General features: G+C 65.7%; 12 protein-coding genes. 3 read left to right on the forward strand and 9 right to left on the reverse strand.

All coding sequences use genetic code 11. The features are described from left to right. Positions 1-104 precede the first annotated feature (104 nt). The 3 genes from NLM32_RS02720 to NLM32_RS02725 all read right to left on the reverse strand — a co-directional run bounded on the left by NLM32_RS02720 (position 105) and on the right by NLM32_RS02725 (position 2804). Complete coding sequence (locus NLM32_RS02720) at positions 105-2204, reverse strand: methyl-accepting chemotaxis protein (RefSeq protein ID WP_254127748.1); 2100 nt, start codon at positions 2202-2204, stop codon at positions 105-107. 154 nt (positions 2205-2358) lie between these two features. Next, positions 2359-2481, reverse strand: a complete 123-nt coding sequence (locus NLM32_RS45695; RefSeq protein ID WP_283048043.1) for a hypothetical protein — start codon at positions 2479-2481, stop codon at positions 2359-2361. Between the two features lie 131 nt (positions 2482-2612). Beyond that, positions 2613-2804: a hypothetical protein gene (locus NLM32_RS02725; protein WP_254127749.1), complete on the reverse strand. Its 192-nt coding sequence runs from the start codon at positions 2802-2804 to the stop codon at positions 2613-2615. Positions 2805-2901: 97 nt separating this feature from the next. Here NLM32_RS02725 and NLM32_RS02730 point away from each other — a divergent pair, with 97 nt between their 5' ends. After that, positions 2902-3072 carry a hypothetical protein gene (locus tag NLM32_RS02730; protein WP_254127750.1) on the forward strand — a complete coding sequence of 57 codons (171 nt, stop codon included), beginning with the start codon at positions 2902-2904 and terminating at the stop codon, positions 3070-3072. A 123-nt stretch (positions 3073-3195) separates the two neighbouring features. Continuing rightward, positions 3196-4323, forward strand: a complete 1128-nt coding sequence (locus NLM32_RS02735; RefSeq protein ID WP_254127751.1) for a beta-propeller fold lactonase family protein — start codon at positions 3196-3198, stop codon at positions 4321-4323. A 311-nt stretch (positions 4324-4634) separates the two neighbouring features. On the opposite strand, the gene NLM32_RS02740 is transcribed toward NLM32_RS02735, so the two are convergent. The 4 genes from NLM32_RS02740 to NLM32_RS02755 form a co-directional block, all read right to left on the reverse strand. Beyond that, positions 4635-7451 (reverse strand): hypothetical protein, encoded by a 2817-nt coding sequence (locus NLM32_RS02740; protein ID WP_254127752.1) that lies wholly within the window; start codon positions 7449-7451, stop codon positions 4635-4637. Positions 7452-7701: 250 nt separating this feature from the next. Next, on the reverse strand, positions 7702-8529 hold the full coding sequence (locus NLM32_RS02745) for a hypothetical protein (RefSeq protein ID WP_254127753.1): 828 nt from the start codon (positions 8527-8529) through the stop codon (positions 7702-7704). Positions 8530-8981: 452 nt separating this feature from the next. Beyond that, the gene (locus tag NLM32_RS02750; protein ID WP_254127754.1) at positions 8982-11429 is read right to left on the reverse strand and encodes an adenylate/guanylate cyclase domain-containing protein; all 2448 of its coding nucleotides are present in this window, start codon (positions 11427-11429) and stop codon (positions 8982-8984) included. A 255-nt stretch (positions 11430-11684) separates the two neighbouring features. Then, complete coding sequence (locus tag NLM32_RS02755; RefSeq protein ID WP_254127755.1) at positions 11685-13730, reverse strand: AsmA family protein; 2046 nt, start codon at positions 13728-13730, stop codon at positions 11685-11687. Positions 13731-13976: 246 nt separating this feature from the next. On the opposite strand from NLM32_RS02755, the gene NLM32_RS02760 reads away from it, so the two are divergent. Further along, the gene (locus NLM32_RS02760) at positions 13977-14651 is read left to right on the forward strand and encodes a Crp/Fnr family transcriptional regulator (RefSeq protein WP_254127756.1); all 675 of its coding nucleotides are present in this window, start codon (positions 13977-13979) and stop codon (positions 14649-14651) included. A gap of 52 nt (positions 14652-14703) precedes the next feature. Here the strand turns inward: NLM32_RS02760 and NLM32_RS02765 are convergent, their stop codons facing one another. Both NLM32_RS02765 and NLM32_RS02770 read right to left on the reverse strand, forming a co-directional pair. Next, a complete protein-coding gene (locus tag NLM32_RS02765) occupies positions 14704-17847 on the reverse strand; it encodes an efflux RND transporter permease subunit (protein ID WP_254127757.1) in 3144 nt (1047 codons plus the stop codon). Continuing rightward, positions 17847-18776, reverse strand: a complete 930-nt coding sequence (locus NLM32_RS02770) for an efflux RND transporter periplasmic adaptor subunit (protein ID WP_254127758.1) — start codon at positions 18774-18776, stop codon at positions 17847-17849. The genes NLM32_RS02765 and NLM32_RS02770 overlap by 1 nt, the downstream gene beginning before the upstream one ends. Between the last annotated feature and the right edge of the window lie 87 nt (positions 18777-18863).

Genomic DNA, 18863 nt, shown 5'->3' on the forward strand with positions numbered 1-18863 from the left:
GTTGCGCTGCTGAACCGGGACCCAGGATGCCTCGGCATGGGCCCCGGCTCTGCAGCGCATCACTTCGTGCTGCGCAGCGTCCGGGGCACGAGATCGTAACTAGCTCACGCCGCCCGGAGATCGCCGACGAAGCGGTCGACGTCGCGCTTGAGATCGTCCGACAGGCGCGCCAGCATCTTGGCGGAATCCAGCACTTCGCCGGCGGCTGCCCCCGTCTGCCCTGCGGCCTGCGAGACGCCGGAGATGTGCCGCGAGACTTCGTTGGTGCCTTGGGAAGCCTGCTGCACGTTGCGCGCGATCTCGCGCGTTGCGGCGCCCTGCTCCTCGACCGCGGCGGCGATCGCAGCCGCGATCTCGTTGACGCGCTGGATGGTGGTGCCGATCGACTGGATCGCGGTCACCGACGACTTGGTCGCGCCCTGGATCGCGGCGACCTGCCCGGTGATCTCCTCGGTCGCTTTCGCCGTTTGGGTCGCGAGGTTCTTCACCTCGGATGCGACCACCGCAAAACCACGGCCGGCTTCGCCCGCGCGCGCCGCCTCGATGGTGGCGTTGAGCGCGAGCAGATTGGTCTGTTCCGCAATGCCGGTGATCAGCGCGACGACATCGCCGATGCGCTGGGCGGCATCGGCGAGCGCCTGCACCTCGGTATTGGTGCGATCGGCTTCGCTGGCGGCGGCGCCTGCAATGCTGGAGGATTCCGCGACCTGACGGCTGATCTCGGTGATTGAGGCCGAGAGCTCTTCGGTGGCCGCCGCAACCGTCTGAACGTTGGAGGAGGCATCGCCCGACAGGCTCGCGACCGAGGCCGCCTTGGACGAACCCTGCTCGGCGGTCGACGACATCGACTGCGCGGTGGCGTTGAGCTCGCCGGAGGCCGAGGCCAGCGTGTGCAGCGATTCCGTGACGGTCTTCTCGAACTGCTCGATCAAGCCGTCGACGGCATGCTGGCGCCGCTCCTTCCGGCCCTGCTCGGCCGCCTGCTCCTCGGCGAGGCGATCGCCGGTGATCATGTTCTCCCTGAACACCGACACCGCACGGGACATTTCCCCGATCTCGTCGCCGCGCTCGATGCCGGCGAGCTCGATCGCATAGTCACGCTCGGCAAGGGAGCGCATCGCCTGCGTCAGCTTGCGGATCGGCGCGCTGACGCGGCGGTTCACCAGGATGAAGCCGAACACCGTGATGGCGAGCGCGACCAGCATCATGCCGCCATTGAGCGCGAGGCTCCATTTCGCCGATGTCATCTGCTGACCGGCGCGGGAGACCATTTCAGCCAGCGCGGCCTGGCCGGCCTCGACGGTGTAATTGAGGATTGCGGTGTTGAGCTTGGAGAGATCCTGGACCTTGATGTCGATGGTCTGGTTGTTGCTCAGCGCCTTGATGAAGCCCTGCTGGCGCTCGGTCATGGCGGCGGCCTCGCCCTGCTTCGAGCGCGCGATCACGTCGGTGAGGCTGGCCGGCGCATCAGGGCGCGCCGCGACATCCAGCACCTGGCTCCAGGCCTGCTTGGCGCGGCCGGTGTCCTCGGCGGCGCCGACCATGTCGGCGGCGCTCCACGGCTTGCCGGCCGCGGCTGCGGCTTCGAGACGGATGGCGACGGAGCCACCGTTCGCACGCGCCGCCCAGGCCGACTGCTTGATGCCGAGGAGATGATCGACCACGGGATCGGTGAGCTTGAGCGCGTTCTCGATCTCGCCGGTCAGCGCCAGAATGGCATCGAGATAATCCTGCGCGCCCTTGCGAAACTCGTCGCCGACCTTGGCGTCACGCGTGGCCTTCGGCTGATGGATGGCGCCTTCCGCCTTGGTCCGCAACGGCACGAGGGCGTCGTGGATCGCGACCAGCTTGCTGGTGCCGGCGGCCAGACGGGAATCGCTCACGCCCGCGAGGCGGTCGAGCACGTTCTTGTAGGCGGCCTCCGATACGGCGCGGTTGGTGGCGATGCGGTCGTCGGCATTGGAATTGGCCGGGGCGTCCGCCACCAGCGCCGACAGGAAGGTGCCGCGCTCGAGCCGGAAGCCGAGCAGGGTCGCAAACAGCTGCTGGTCGGTGCTGGCGAAGCGCTCGACCTTCTGCGCCGCGTTGTTGCGCTCGATGGCGCCGAACAGCCCGGTCGAGAGCTGCCCGACCAGGAACAGGCCGAGGACGCCGATGATGGCGCCGAGAACCGAACGAATGGAGGGATTGCCGAACAATGCCATGGGGAGCGCCGGATCTCTGAATCTGAAAAAGATGCAGAAAAATACCGGCGTGCCCCTAAGATTTGGTTCACCACATCTACCCGGGTCCGCAGGCCGCGCGCGAGCGAGGCCCGATCGGTAGCCGGGGAGGGCTGGCTAGCTCAGGTCGCGCGGTTCATTTCGCCCGTCTGGCGGCCTGGATCTCGACGAACTCGGCGTCCGGATGCGTAACGATGGTCGTGAACATGATGCCGCTGATGATGAGCGACCAGGCGGTGTCCCAATAAATCCAAAACACTTTCCAGCCTCCGTTTTGCCAGCCTCCGTTTGGCGTCCTCCGCCCGCGGGACCGGAGTAACGGCGCGACAAGGCTGCCGTTCCCTGGAGATCCCGTGGCCGGGCCTCGGCTCGAGCAGGAGCCGACGAAGCTTAGCGCTTTCTGGTGTTGGTCGGCGATACCTTGCGATCGGTTTGATCGGCCTGACCGGTGTGGCGCTTTGCCACGACGTCTTCATCCCGCGGGCCTTCACGCGGGCGCGGCGGCGGCTTGGGCTGGCCGGACTGGCCGCCGTGCTTGCCGCCCATATCGGGTTTGCCTTCGAGGTCGTTTTCGCGGGGCATGCCGGGTCAATGCGCGCGGCCGGCAATGGTTCTTAATTAACCCGCACGGTATCGGCTGTGAACGAGTTCATACGCTCGCCGCCTTTTGCAGTGCAGGATGGCCGAACCCTGGACGGACGGATTTGGCCTGATGCGGAAGCAACTCGTCGCCTGGACTATCCTGACCTCGGCCCTGGTCGCGGTCGCGGTCTGGACCGTGCTCGGCCCGCCCGACCGTCCCGCCGGCCCGCATCTGCCCTCGCGCGACCTGACGGCTGCGGTGCGTTAACGCCCGCAACCGCACCGATACAATTTCGGCATCGATCGATCCCAATTGGATTTTGGTACAGCGGAACACGAGCCGCTATCTTCTGCCGCAAAACAACGACCCCACACCGGCCGGAGGACGCCCATGATCAGACCGACGCGCACCGCATCCCGCGCTGCGACGACCACCACACTCTTCACCGCTCTTGTCGCCTCTCTTGCCCTCGTTTCCGGAGTCCGTGCCGGCATGGCCGAAACCTTCGCCTATGTCGGCAATGCCGACTCCAACGACATCAGCGTGTTCAAGATCGCCGACAACGGTGAGATGACGCCGGTGCAGACGGCCGCCTTCACCGGCGTCGAAAAGCCTGGCTCCTCCACGCCGCTTGCGATCACGCCGGACCATCGCGTGCTGATCGCCGGCGTCCGCTCGCAGCCGTTCCTCGCGGTGAGCTTTGCGATCGATCCCAAGACGGGTCTCCTCAGCCATATCGGCAACGGGCCGCTCGCCGACAGCATGGCCAACATCGCCACCGACCGCGGCGGCAAGGTGCTGTTCAGCGCCTCCTATGGCGGCAACAAGGTCGCGCTGAATCCGCTTCAAGCCAACGGCGTCGTCGCCGAGCCGAAGCAGGTGATCCCGACCGGGCTGAACGCACATGCCTTCCTGCCCTCGCCCGACAACCGTTTCGTGTTCGCGACCAATCTCGGTTCGGACCAGGTGTTGAGCTTTGCGTTCGATGCCGCTGCGGGCACGCTGACGCCGAGCGATCCTCCGTCGATCAAGACGCCGGAGAAATCCGGGCCGCGGCACTTCGTGTTCCATCCCAACGGCAAGTTCGTCTATCTCATCCACGAGCTGAACGGCGACGTCGCAGCCTACAGCTATGAAGCCAAGAGCGGAGCCTGGGACGAGGTTCAGCGCACGACTGCATTGCCTGAAGGCTTCAACGGAAAGCCCTGGGCGGCCGACATCCACATCACCCCGGACGGCCGCTTCCTCTACGCGTCCGAGCGCACCACCAACACGCTCACCGCCTACAAGGTCGATGCATCAACCGGCAAGCTGACCACGATCGGCAGCGTGCCGACCGAGAAGCAGCCGCGCGGCTTCAACATCGATCCGACCGGCCGCTACCTCGCCGCGGTCGGCGAGCTGTCCGACGGCATGACGGTCTACGCCATCGACCAGAGCAGCGGCGCACTCAGCAAGCTGAAATCCTACCCCACCGGCAAGAAGCCGAACTGGGTGGAGTTCTTGACGCTGAACTGAGGTTCGTCCTCGTACCCTCGTCCAAGGCAGGGCTGTCGCCGTTGCGGGAAGCTCGCCTGTGGCCATCCTTCGAGACGCCCGCCTCCGGCGGGCCCTCAGGATCAGGACGGAGTGTGTGGCGGCAATTGCAAGGGGGCGACGATGCTGCGGAGCCTCATCCTGAGGAGACCGCGGAGCGGTCGTCTCGAAGGACGAGGCGCTCGCTCAGGCCTCGCCAAGCCCATATGCGATAGCCCTCCCCCACAAAGGGGGAGGGTAGGAAGACAGCGTTGCTGTCGGCCGAACGCGATACGACTTCGACCCGTCGCGCCCTAGCTGAAGAAATGCCCGCCCGAGGCCTGCGCATAGGCCTGCCATTGATGATCGAGCACGATCGTCTCGTGGCTGCCGTTGCTCTGGCTGATGTCGATCACGAGGTCGTTGGCGCCGCCGCGCTGGGCGGTGACGTCGGCCGACGCCTTGACGAGATCGGCCAGCGCCGCCATCGAGTTCACGACCACGCCAGAGCCGGCGCCTTCGCCGGTGTTGAGCACGGTCGCGGGATGCGCGCCTGACGAGGCGAAGGTGCTGGCCTCGTAATCGTAGAGCACCAGTGCATCACCCTTGTTGAAGTTGAGGTCGAACACGGTGTCGGTGGCGCGCTGGCCGGCGGCCTGGTCGGTGCCGTTGAAGCGGAATTGATCCGCGCCGGCGCCGCCATAGAGCAGATCGTTGCCGCCACCGCCGTTGAGCACGTCGGAATGCAGCCCGCCGATCAGGATGTCGTTGCCACCCTTGCCGTCGAGGAAGCTGCCGACCGGGCTGAACAGATTGGCGATCAAGAGATTGTTGCCGCTGTTGCCCTCGACCAGATTGTCGGAGACGACGGTGATCGTGGTGCCGCCATGGCCGTCGGACGCAAGCTGGTAGTTCAGCCCCGACGCATAGGCATGCGAGTCGAGCTGGAGCGTGATGGTGCCGGAATTGCCGCCGGTGATGGTGAGCACATTGTCGGCCGACAACGTCGCTTTCGTCGCCTTGCCGATGCCGGCGAGGTCGATGGTGTCACCGACGCCAAAGCCCTCGATCGTGTTGTCGAGATGGCCATGGTCCAGCGCCGCCTTGTCGATCTTCAGCGTCTGCGCGCCGCTCTCGAAGGTGATCGCCCCGGTGCCGGCCGCGTCGAGCGCCGCGAGTTCCAGCGTGCCGGCATGCAGCGTGGTGCCGCCGGTATAGAAGCTGGTCTGGCTCAGAACGGTGGTGCCGGTGCCGGCCTGATCGAGCGAGCCGTTGCCCGAGATCGTGCTGTTGAACACGAAGACGTCGGAATGCGTCGAGGCGAGCACGCCGTTGTCGATGACGTTGCCGGCGAGCGAGCCGCCGTCGGCAACAGTCAGCCTGGCGCCGGTCTCGATGCTGATGCCGGAGGTGAAGCTTTCGGCATCGGTCACGGACCAGCTGCCGCCCTGCACATCGAGCACCTCGAAATTCACCGTGTGCGCCAGCGTGCCGGAGCCGGTGCCGAGCAGGTTGAAGGTGTCGGTGCCGTCGCCGCCGTCGATCGTGCTGGTGAAGACAGCACCGGTGTAGTCGTTGACGATGTCGTCGCCGCCGCCGAGTGCGACGCTGCCCTCGATCGTGCCGTGATTGGTGATGGTGTCGGCGAAGGTGTCGGTGATGGAGATCGCCTCGCCATTGCCGCCGTGGATGAGACCCCAGTTCACGATCGTCGTCGGCGCCCAGCCGTTGCCGCCATTGCTGCCGTTGCTGCCATCGGGGCCGCCGGTGCCGTCACTGTCGTTGACGGTGATCGCGCGCTCGAAGCTGGTGATGACGCCGCCGATCTCGTTGATGATGGTGCCGCCGCCGATAGTGACGGCCTCCTGCAGGTCGACCGTCCCGTCGGCCTCGACGACATGCACGCCGGTGGCCTGGATGGTGCCGAAATTGTCGAGCGTCAAAAGGCCGTCCACGTCGATGCCGTCGCCGTCCACCGCCACGCCGGCGTTATAGCCGCCGGTGCCGATGATGATGCCGTGATTGGTCACTGTGGTCATCGACAGGCTGGGCGTGTCCAGATTGATACCGCTGCCGAGATCGCCGGTGATGGTGCCGTCATTGTTGACGGTGACGGGCTGGTCGCCGGTGATGCCGTGACGGGTGCCCTCGATATTGCCGCCGGTATGGTTGTTGACGGTGCCGCCGGCATTGCCCTGGAAGTCGATGCCGTCATTGTCGTCGCCGCCGGCATTGCCGCCGAAGACCTTGCCGTAATTGTCGATCACCATGTTGACGCCGCCGCGGATCGCGTCAGCATCGGCCGCCTTGATCAGCCCGGTCGCCTCGTTGGTGAGGTGAATGGTACCGTTGATCGAGACCAGGTCGGTGAAATCGATCGCCTGGCCGTTGCTGGAGCCCGATCCTGTCGACTGGATGGTGCCGGCATTGTCCACGGTGACAGAGTAGGTGGCGGTCGTGGTCAGCGTCGCGGCGGTGATGCGGACCGCATCGCCCTGCGACTGGATCACGCCGTGCTGGTCGTTGTCGAGCGTGAACGAGGTGATGTTGGTGAGATTCGAGGTGTTGAGGTTGATCGCGCGGCTCGCCGAGGCGGTGGCGTCGATCAGCCCGTCATTGTCGATGGTGATGATGCCTGCACCGGGACGGATCGCGTCATTGCCGGAGGCGCCGATCACGGCGCCGGTGTGATTGGTGATGTTGATCGTCTCGGTTGGCGAAACGATCGCGGCGAAGTCGAGCGCCTGGCCGCTCGTGCCCGCGACGATGTTGCCGGACGCATCTACCGTGCCGGAGACGATGCTGCCGGAATTGTCGACCGTGATGGTGCCGCCCGAGAGCGCGGTGTTGATGCGGAACGAATCGTCGCCCGTGATCAGCTTGGCGCCGGCCTCGTTGGTGAAGGAGAGATTGCCCGATGTGAACGAGCCCTTGGTGTCGATGCCACGCGTCGTCGCCGTGATGGTGCCGGCGTTGTCGATCACGACGGTCTGCCCGGCCGTGCCGCCGGTCCAGGTGATGTCGGTGGTATCTGACAGCGTGCCGCCGGCCTGGATGATGCCGGTGTCGGTGCCGCTGACGGTCTTCGCGGACGTGACTGTGGAACCGCTTGCCACGGTGAAAGAAGCCATGATCCCTCCCTGACGTGCCCTGGAAATTCGGCGCCAGTCGGCACCGCAAAATGTTTGTGGGGCCTGAGCGGTATCGGCGGGACATGACGGTGGGATGACGCGCTGTTAGATCACGTACAAAGATCGTAGCCCGGATGGAACGACTTGTCCGCCGAAGCTCGAAGAGCGAAGGCGGAAGCGCAATCCGGGACCTCAACCGCGCATCTCGTTCCACTCCATGCGGGCTACATGCGTTGGAGAGAAGGGCGGATTACCCGCACGCCCAGTCGAATTTCATGTCCTTGAAGTCGAGCTGTGCATTGCCGCCACCAAAATTGTAGCCGCCGAAATATTCCTCGAACTCGATGTAGAACGGGCTCATCTCCGGCACCGCCTGGCACGGCCGCATCGTGCCGCCGAGATGATTTTGGGCGTGGTCCTTGCCCCAATCGTGCAGGCGGAAATTGTCGCGGCTCACGACACCGTCGACATAGTAATAGTAGGGCTGGTACCCGGTCGGCGGCCCTTCCTTCACATGCTTGTCCTGAGGGCCCTTGCCGGAGTTGGGATCATCAGCGCGGGCCGTCAGCCCGATGGCGCGGTTTTCGGCGAGATCGTTGCGCGGCCTGCTCGGCAGGAGCTTCTTCGCGTAAGCGGGCGCGGATTCGTGAAACGCGCTAGCGCCGCCGACATCGAGCCAGCGCGGCCGCTCCGCGGTCGCAAGCGCAAGCGGCGCCGGCGGGGTTGCGAACGCGCCGCCATATTCGGCCTTGGTCAATAGGATCGCGGCATATTCGTAATCGAGAATGTCGGTCATGCGCGAGAGGCGCGGATGCGCGGGGCGCGCCGCCACCGCCTCGCGGATCTCGGGATCATCCGGCGCGCCGCCGTCATTGTGGTCGGGCGCGGTCGCAAAGAACGACACCGCGACGATGTCCTCGCCATGTACGCGGTAATCCTCCGGCAGCAGAAGCGTGAAGCCGTGCATCAGCGGGTAACCGGTCACGGGATCGAGCGGCCATTGCTCGCTCGCGATGCCCGGCGGCAAGCCATAGACCCAGCCATGGTCGCGTGTGCGGTCGGCGGGGCGGTCCAGCATCTGCAGATCATACGCACGCGAAGGCAAGGCAAACGCCACAGGTCTCTCCCATCCGAAGTCAGGCCTCGTCGCTGAGGCCTGAGTTAGTCGCGGGGAGAAGCGATGTGGTTCGTGGGGGCGCCACAAACTCCGTTGTCGTCCCGGCGAAAGCCGGGACCCATAGCCCCAGGGAGCAGTTTGGCGAAGATTGGTCGTTCGGTACTAATACCAACCGCAATCGATAGATTCCGCGGTATGGGTCCCGGCCTTCGCCGGGACGACCGCAACTCGCGGCTTCAAACACATCAGAGCTTGGTGATCTCAGGCCCCAAACGCCCGATGATGCCATCATGCCGGTGTTTTGCCCGACGTGTCAAACGGCGCTGACCGCCCCGGCGTGGCGCTTGCGCAAATCGTCGATCCCACAAACCCGCCTACTGTGCATGGGGTTGTTTTCGACTTTTTGTTTGCGGTTACCCTCTGCGCCGCGCGGCGGAGGCATCGACCAGCGCGTCCGCTTCGTCATGCCAGGACAAGATCTCCATCGCCAGCACCGGATGATTGAAACCCTTGAGCTGGAGATCGTCGAGCGCACGGGCTTCGACGGAGTGTTCGACCATGCCGTAGACGCGGCGGCTCACCACGATCTGGTTGGCCAGCGCCTCGCCGCAGAGGCGGGAGGCGAGGTTGGTGACGCTGCCGATCGCGGCATATTCCAGCCGCTGTTCGAAGCCGACCTGGCCGAGCGTAGCATAGCCGAGCGCGATGCCGATGCCGAAGCCGAGGCTGTGGCCGCGGTTGCGCCAGCGCTCGGTCAGCGGGCCGATGGTGTCGCGCATCTCCACCGCCATCTTCACGGCGCGCGCGGTGTGGTCCTCGAACTGGATCGGCGCGTTGAACAGGATCATCACGCCGTCGCCGGCATATTTGTCGAGCGTGCCCTCGTATTTGAAGATCAGCTTGCCGAGCGCGGCGTGATATTCGCGCAGCACGTTCATTGCCTCTTCGGGCTCGGTCGCCTCGGTGAAGGCGGTGAAGCCGCGCAGGTCGCAGAACACCACGGTGACTTCGCGGCGCTGGCTGGTCAGCAGCCCCTCGGGACTGTCGGAGGAGGCGATCAGCTGCGCCACCTGCGGCGCCAGGAAACGCTCGAGCTTGCGGATGCGCTCGATCTCGCCGAGCTGGGTCTCGACGCGTTCCTCCAGCGACTTGTTCCAGTTCTTCAGCTGCTCGGTCTGCTCGCGCAGCTTGTCGGCCTGGGCGCGCACGGTCTCGTTCGCGGTCTCCAGCGCGTGGCTCTTGTGGTCGACCTCGGTGAACAGGCGCGCATTGCGCATCGCCAGCACCGCCTGGTTGGCGAAGGTGCGCATCAGGCCGGTGAGGCTGCCTTCGAACGCGCCGCTGGCACGGCGCAGCACCACCAGCGAGCCGAGCGTGCCCTGCTGATCGACCAGCGGCACCGCCAGCACCGAATGGAAGCCGGCGCTGACCGCGACGTCGCGCAGCGGCTGCCCGGCGGCGTGATCGAGATCGGCAATCGCGATCGGCTCGCCGCGCGCGGCGGCCTCGCTCAAAATGTTCTCGCCTTCGTCGATCGTGACGTGGGCGCCCTCGACCGATTTGTCGATGCCGTCGGCCTCGACCAGGTTGAAGCGGCGTCGCTCGGCGTCGTAGCCGTAGATCGCCACCGCGTCGGCGTGGCTGATCTCCAGCGCACGCGCGGCGATGGTCGGCAGCACGGCGTTGAGGTCGAGCGAGGATGCGACCGCGCGGCCGACCTCTTCCAGCACCTTCAGCTCGTTGATCGACTGCGCGAGATCGCGGGTGCGCGCCTCGACCTTTGTTTCGAGATCCGAATAGGTCTCCTGGAGCTGGCCGGCCATGCGGTTGAACTGGCCGGCGAGCTCCTCCAGCTCGTCGGAGGTGTGCACGTCGATGCGGTGGCTGAAGTCGCCTTCGCCGAGCTTGTGCGCGCCGTCGCGCAGCGCGGTGATCGGGATGATCATGCGGCGCGCCAGCAGCGTGCCGGCGAGGATCGCGACCAGCAGGCCCATGCCGATCAAAAGCGCGATGCGCACGAGTTGGTCGCGGATCGGTGTCAGCGCCTGCACGGTCGGCTGCTCGAACAACACGCTCCAGCCGAGTTTCGGCACCGGGCTTGCGGCGGTCAGCACCGAATGGCCGTTGAAGTCGGTGCCTGATGTGTCGGGCTCACGGCCGGGCGAGATCGCAGCCGCGACCTGCGCCAGCTTCGACAGATCCTTGCCGATTTCGGGTCCCTTCGACGAGGCCGCCAGCACGCGGCCGCGCGCGTCGACCACATAGGCGAAGGCGGCCTTGCCGACCTGGGCGTCGGACAGGAAGTCGGAGAGGAAGCTGAGATCAATCTCCGCCACGGTGACGCCGGCATTGAAGCCAGAATGCGCCACCGAGATCGACATCACCGGCTTCTGATCGACGAAGCTCGCCGCCGAATAGCTGACCCCGCGCGCCACCGCGTCGGTGAAGCGCATGTCGCGGGCGAGGTCGGCGTGGCCGCCCGTCGTGGTCGACTGGCGCGAGACGCGCAGCACCTCGTGGCCGTCGCCGTTGAGCTGGAACAGCTGGGAGACGACGGAGACCTGCTGCAGCAGCTGGGCGTAATCGGCGCGGCGCTTCTCCAGCGTGTCCCGGCTTGCCGTCGTCACCCAGCTGATCTGGCGCTCGAGCTCGGAGATGGATTGCTCCATGCGCCGGGCGGCGGCCTGCGCCTTGTCTTCCAATCCGTCGGTCAGCGATGTCTTGGTGGCGCGATAGGAGATCCAGGTCTCCATCGCGCCGTTGACGGCGAGCACGAACACGACGAGGCCGACGAGGGAGGCGACGTATTTGACGAAAAGGCCCTCGCGCAGAAACCAGGTCTTGTCTTTCGCTCCCGCCATCCGGATCCTCTCGCGCCGCAACCGACGCCGGCGCTATGGGCCGTACGGGCCCCGCGGCTCTTCTACCACAATTTGGGCCTTTGGACCGGCAGGGGGCCGGTCAAGGGCGGGTGTGGTTACCCGCCGCCGACGTGGGGGCGGCTGGCCGGGCGGTGAATTGTCGCAGCCGGCAGGCCGCCTCGTCCGTTCGGATGAAGAACTGTGTGATGAGGCCGTGTAAGGCTGCGCGCGGAGTTCGCCGCCTTGGTCCGCCAATCACCGATTAAACAACTGCCGCATCACGTCGTTCATCGGCTGGCTGTCCTGCTGCGCCTCGGGCGGGTCCTGGGTCGGAGGGGTCGGCGAAGCCTGGGGGGCCGGTGTGGTCGGGCTGCCTGGCAGGCTGCGGCTCCGGCCGGTGCCGTTTCCGGCGCCGCTCGAGAGCCCCTGCTGGATCAGGTTGCCGATCGCCTCGCCCAGCTGGCCGCCGAGCAGATTGTTTTGCCCCTGTCCCTGCCCTTGCTGCTGCGTCTGCGGATTGGCATTGCCGGCCGCGTTGCCGCCACCGGGTGCGGCGGTGCCGCCGAGGCCGAAACTGTTCAGGATGTTGCCGAGCCCGGCTCCGTCAGGCCCGAACAGGCCCTTGCCCATCTCGCGCAATTTGGCATAGGCGGCATCCGGATTGTCGAGCACACCGGCCATGTCGGGATAGATCCGCGGCTGCGACCACGCGCCGGTGATCATCACGGGAATGCCGAAGCCGACGGGATCGGAGGTGCGGCCCTGGCCTTCGGTCGTCATCACCAGTTTCGGCTCGACGCGAAAGCCCATCATCTTGGTGTCGAGCGCAATGGTGCCGGCGCCGGTGACGCGCACCAGCGGCCCGATCAGATTGAGATCGGTCGTCACCGCCTGGCCCTTGTCGATGCGGAAGGACGCCGAGAGCTGCGACAGGTCCGTGCTCTGCTCCTGGCTGTCCTGCCAGCCCGACAGCGTGCCCGACGTCAGCGAACGGATCATCTGCGCGACGTTGATGCCGCGGATGGCGCCGTCCTGGAAACTGACGAAGGCGGTGCCCTGCATGTTCGCCATCAGCGCGCGCTGGCTGGTGCCGGCACTGCGCAACGCGAGCTTGGCTTGCAGCTTGCCGTCGATCCGGTCGAACTCGGCAAGGCCCTGCAGCAGCGGCAGCGCGCGCACGCCGACGAGGTCGGAATGCATCGCAAAGCTCGGCGCGCCGCTGGTCGCATCCAAAATCACCTCGCCCGCGACCTGGCCGCCATAGGCGCCGAGATTGGCGGTGCCCGCCTTCAAGATGCCGCCGGCAAGTTTGGCATCGACCGCCAGCGGCGCAAGACGGGCGTCGCCGACGACGGCTTCGTTGGCCGAGATCCTGATCTGCGCGTCGACATAATTAAGTCCGGACACGTCGATCGGCGCATCGCTCCAGGGTTGCCCGGTCGTACCGTCAGGCGATTTCGCCAGCGGGATCGCGAGCCGCTGGAAATCGAGATCGACCTTCACGAGCGGCTTGCTCGCGATGTCAACCGAGGCCCAGCCGTTGAATGCGCCATCGCCGAACGTGCCGTTGACGCCATTGACCATCACGACCGCACCGTTGAGCCGCAGCTCCGCGTGGCCGGCGAGCTGCGACTTCAGCACGTCGGGCATATCGATGGCGAAATCCACCGGGATGGTCTGCCGCTCGATCGGCGGCGCCGGTGTCGTGGCCCTGATGTCGAATTTGGTCGGATGATCGCCGACGCGCGCGGTTCCGGCGATATTGACCTTGCGGTCGCGGCCCATGACGGCGTCGGCATCGATCGCGCTGATGCGGCCGTCGACGCGATCGCGCACGCGCGAGAATGCGACTTCGCCGTTGGTGACCTTGATGCGGTCGATGGTCGCGCCGTCCATGTCGAGCGCAAGCGGCTTCGGCGAGGTATCGGCGTTGGGCAGGCGCTCGCGCAGCAGCGGTTGATACAGCACCGGATGGGTGACGATGATCTCGCTGATCTTCGGACGACCCGACCACACGCTTGCGAGCGACATGTCGGCCTGCACGCTGTCGATCGTCACGCGCGTGATGCCGCTGCGGTCCTTGGGGTCCTGGAGCGTGAGATCGTTCAGCGTGACGTTCAGCGTCGGCCACAGGCTGATCTTGGTGGTTCCGTCGATCGACAGGCGATAGCCGCTCGCCTGCTCGACGCGCGAGGCGATGGTCGCGGTCAGGAAGCCCGAGGGAATCCCGATCACCAGCAGGAGTGCGATCACGACGATGACGGCGAGCAAAGCTACGCCGGCGAATTTCACTGCTCTCATGTCGACTTTCCAACGACGGACGAGCGGCGTCGAATCCGGCAGATTGCCCGTCCTTCGCGCCCGAGTTTATCCCGGGACGGGAAGCCGCTCCAAGCGGCTAAAATTAGTCGGGAGGTGCTGCAAAGTTATGTGACTTATGACACACTTCTCCGACGCGGTTTTACGCGATTCTGACGATGATGCTTCCAAGCGATTTGCAAGCGATTTGCCAAAGAAACTGGCCAAGAAATTCACAAGGACGTTGAAATGAGCAAGCAGGCCGAATTTGCGGTCATTCTGAAAATGAATGCCATGTTCGCCGATCTCGGTGCGGACGAACTCCAGCGGTTGTCCAATCTCTGCCACACCCAGCATCTGGCGAATGGCGAGGTGTTGTTCCAGAAGGGCGATCCCGGTGACGCGCTGTACGGCGTGCGCCGCGGCCAGGTCCGTATCGAGACCGGTGCCTCCGACGGCAGCCGGCTGACATTGAACTTCATGGGGCCGGGCGACCTGTTCGGCGAGGTCGCGGTGCTGGACGGCCAGAGCCGCACCGCCGACGCGACCGCCGGCGAAGTGAGCGAATTGTTCGTGCTGCGGCGCGAAGACTTCCTCGCCTTCCTCGAACGCGAGCCGAAGGTCGCGATCAAGATCATTGCGCTGTTGTGCCAGCGCATCCGCTGGCAGAGCGAGCGCATGGAGGAATCCATGTTGCAGCCGCTGCCGGTCCGGCTGGCGCGGCGGCTCTGCGCGCTCGCCGCCGATTTTGGCTCCGAGGTGCACATTTCGCAGGAACAGCTCGGCGTCTTCGTCGGCGCCGCCCGCGAGAGCGTGAACCGCCAGCTTCAGGCCTGGCGCAAGGAAGCGATTTTGGATCTCCAGCGCGGCCGTATCCTGCTGCGGAACATGACCAAGCTGACGGCGATCGCACGGAACGAGTAGCGATCGCGACGAGGGGTTTCAGTTCGCTCGCCTCAGCCGCGCCGGCGGGAACTTACTCCGCCGCCGGGTGCACGATGCTCTTCGGCGCATGTGCCGCTTCCGCGGCCTCATGATGACCGTCGGTCTCCGCGTCTTCGCTGTGCACGATCAGCCGCTTGCCGAAGCGCCAGATCAGGGCGCCGAGGTCGTCCATCACCATGAACATCGCGGGCACGAACACCAGCGACAGGATGGTCGAGAAGATCAGGCCGCCGATCACCGCGAGCGCCATTGGCGAGCGGAACTCGCCGCCGGCGCCGACCGCGAGCGCGCTCGGCATCATGCCGGCGGCCATCGCGATCGTGGTCATCACGATCGGGCGGGCGCGCTTCATGCCGGCGTCGATCATCGCCTCGTCGCGCGGCTTGCCGGCATTGATGGATTCGATCGCGAACTCCACCAGCATGATCGCGTTCTTGGTGACGATGCCCATCAGCATCAGGATGCCGATCCACACCGGTGTGGTGAGCTGCTTGCCGGTGACGAGCAGCGCGGCAATCGCGCCGCCGATCGAGAGCGGTAGCGAGAACAGGATGGTGATCGGCTGCAGGAAGGTGCCGAACAGCAGCACCAGCACCGCATAGACCATCATCAGGCCGGCCGTGATCGCGGTGGCGAAGCCGTCGGACAGTTCATTGAGGCTTTCGGCGTCGCCGGAGGGGGAGACTTTCACGCCCTTCGGCAGGCTCTTCATGACAGGCAGATCGTAGATCTTCTTGGTCGCATCGCCGAGCGCCGCGGAGCCGACGAGGTCGGCGGCGACGGTTGCCTGCCGTTCGCGGTCGTAGCGGTTGATGCTGGTCGGGCCCTGGTCGAGCTTGACGTCGGCGATGACGGACAGCGGCACGCCGCCTTTCTCGCCGTGCTCACCGAGCGGCACGCGCAGCTGCTCCAGCGTCTTGAGATTGCCGCGCGCGGCATCCTCGAGCTGCACGCGGATCGGCACCAGACGGTCGCCGACGTCGAACTTGGCAAGCGCCGGACCGACGTCGCCGATGGTTGCGACGCGGATGGTCTGCGACAGGCTTTCGGTCGAGACGCCGAGCCTTGCGGCGAGATCGGCGCGCGGCTCGATGCGCAATTCGGGGCGCTCCAGCGAGGTCTCCGAGATCACGTTGGAGATGGTCGGAATTCGCTTCATCTGCGTCGCGAGTTCGCTGGCGACGTTGTTGACGATGTTGGCATCGACGCCAGTCACGACCAGGGAGATCGCGCGCAGGCCGTTCTCGTCCAGGAACCAGAAGCGGATATCGGGAACGTTCTCCAGCTCCTGGCTGATCGAGAACTCGAGCTCGCGCTGGGTGATGTTGCGGTCGTTCTTGGGCGTGTAATTGATGATCAGGGCAGCGCGCCGGACTTCCTGGGTGCCTGGCGGAACGCGGCCGCCGTCCACGAAGATGCTCTTCACTTCGGGCCGCTTGCGCAGCCGTGCGACGATGTCCTCGGTGACCTTTTCGGTGTAGGCGAGCTGCGTGCCCGGCGGCAGTTCGAGGGCGAGCAGCGAGCGGGCGCTGTCTTGCGCCGGCAGGAAGCCCTGCGGCAGCAGCGTGATGCTCCAGATCGAGGCCGCGAAGATGCCGAACCCGATCAGCACGGTGATGAAATAGTGCTTTACCGACCACGAGACGAGACCGTGATAGGTCCGCAGGATGCGGCCGGGTGGCGGCTCTTCATGATTGCCATGTTTGAGAAAGTAGGCCGCCAGCATCGGCGTCACGAAGCGCGCCGCGAGCAGGGAGAAGAACACCTGCACCGACACGGTGATGCCGAACTGCTTGAAGAACTGTCCGGCGATGCCCGACATGAAGCTCGCGGGCGCGAAGATCGCGATGATGGTCAGCGAGATCGCGATCACGGCGAGGCCGATTTCGTCGGCGGCTTCGAGCGCGGCACGGTAGGGCGATTTGCCCATGTTCATGTGCCGTACGATGTTCTCGATCTCGACGATGGCGTCGTCGACCAGAATGCCTGTCGATAGCGTGATGGCGAGGAAGCTGACGAGGTTGAGCGAGAAGCCGAGGATGTCCATCGCCCAGAACGCCGGGAAGATCGACAGCGGCAGCGAGACCGCGGCAATGATGGTGGCGCGAAGGTCGCGCAGGAATAGCAGCACGATGACCACGGCGAGGATGGCGCCCTCGAACAGGGTCGAGATCGCCGCCTCGTAATTGCCGTTGGTGTATTCGACCGAGGTGTCGATCAGCTTGAGGTCGACATCGGGATAGGCGGCCTTGAGTGCGTCGATGCGCTTCTGCACGGCTTCGGCGACCTTCACGTCGCTGGCGCCCTTGGAGCGCTTGATGCCGAGCGCGACGACCGGCTCGCCGTTGAAGCGGGCGAAGGTCCGGCGGTCGGCGATGGTGTCGGTCACGGTGCCGAGATCGTCGAGACGGACCTCGCCGCCGCCGAACAGCGGGACCATGGTGCCGGCGAGGTCGCTCAGCGTCTTGGCGCCGGCCAGCGTCCGGATCGCCTGGTCGTTCTTGCCGATTTCGGCGCGGCCGCCGGCGACGTCGACATTAGTGCCGCGCAGGCTCTGGCTGACATTGACGGCCGTCAGCCCCATCGCCTGCAGGCGGTCGGGATCGAGCGAGACCAGGATCTCGCGCTCGACACCGCCGATGCGTTCGACCTGGGCGACGCCGCGCACGCCCTGCAGCGCGCGCTTGACCACGTCGTCGACGAAATAAGACAGTTGCTCCGGCGTCTTGCCGGGCGAAATCGCGGCATAGGTGACGATCGGCAGGCCGATCACGTCGACGCGCTGGATCAGCGGCTCGGTCACGTTCTGCGGCAGGTTCGAGCGCACGCGCGTCACCGCGTCCTTGACGTCGTTGAGTGCGCGATCGGTGTTGGTTTCCAGCGCGAACTGGATGGTGGTGACCGACACGCCGTCGGTGATCGAGGAGGTGATGTGCCGCACGCCCTCGACGCCTGAGACGGCGTCTTCAACCGTCTTGGTGACCTGGGATTCGAGTTCCGCCGGGGCGGCGCCGAACTGCGCCACCGCGACCGAGATCACGGGAATGTCGGCCGAGGGCAGTCGCGTGATCGCGAGCTTGGTGAAGGAGGTCCAGCCGAGGATCAGGAGGATGATCGAAAACACCACCGACGGCAGCGGATTCCGGATTGACCATGCCGAGATATTGAGAGCCATCAGCGTACCCGCGTGCGATCGAGTTCATCGGCGAACATGGTCTTGATCTGGTCGCCGTCATGGAGCGAAGAGCCGGCGTCGGCGACGACGATTTCGCCGACGTCGACCCCTTCAAGGATTTCGGTTTGGCTGTCGGATGTCAGCCCGACGCGCACCCGGCGTGTCTCGACGGTATTGCCTTTGACCACCTGCACGGTGAGATGGTCGATCGCCGTCTTGGGAACCGCGACGCCGCAGCTTCGCTTGGCGTCGATCGAGGCACGGGCAAACACGCCGACCTTCAGCGACGGATTGTTGGTGACGCTGATGCGGACGCGGCCGAGCTGTGTGGCGCGGTCGATCTCGGGCGCAACCAGCCGGACGCGGCCGATCAGATCGGCGGCGTCATCCCGGCTGATCCGTACCGTCGCGCCGGGGCTGAGTTTTGGCATGTGCACGGCCGGGACCTGCGCATCCAGCTCGATCTCGTTGTTGACGGCGATGCGGAACATCGGTCCGGCCTGCGGCGATGCCGGTGCACCGACAACGGTCCGCACTTCCGTGATGAGACCCGGCGCCGGTGCCTTCAGCGAGATCGGACCCTGCGGGCCCGGCCTTTGCGGCTGGCCCGGGATCTGCGGCGGCGCCGTCAGGCGCGCCAGCTCCTGGTTTTCGGTGACGATCGCGCCTTCGGTGACGAAGACGTCGGTGACCTTCGATCCTTCCTGGTCGGGCATGACCACGGCCTCGCGCCGCGGCACGAAGAAGCCGGTGACGCGCACCAGATCGGAGAAGCAGGCGTTGGTCGACTTCGCGACGATGACGAGGGCCTCGCCCGGCGTCTCCTTCGCCTCGGGGCGATGCCGATGCTCGAACCAGTAATAGCCGAGGCCGAGCGCAACGATGAACGCCACGGTTCCCGCAGGCTTGAGATATTCGGAGATGTTCATCGCCGGATCATCCTGGCCTGGCTCGGGGTTGCTGGGATCGTTTCCCTGAAACGAAGCGGCGTCCCGCAGGGCTGCGGGACGCGCGCT

Source organism: Bradyrhizobium sp. CCGUVB14 (genome assembly GCF_024199935.1).
Taxonomy (GTDB): Bacteria; Pseudomonadota; Alphaproteobacteria; order Rhizobiales; family Xanthobacteraceae; genus Bradyrhizobium.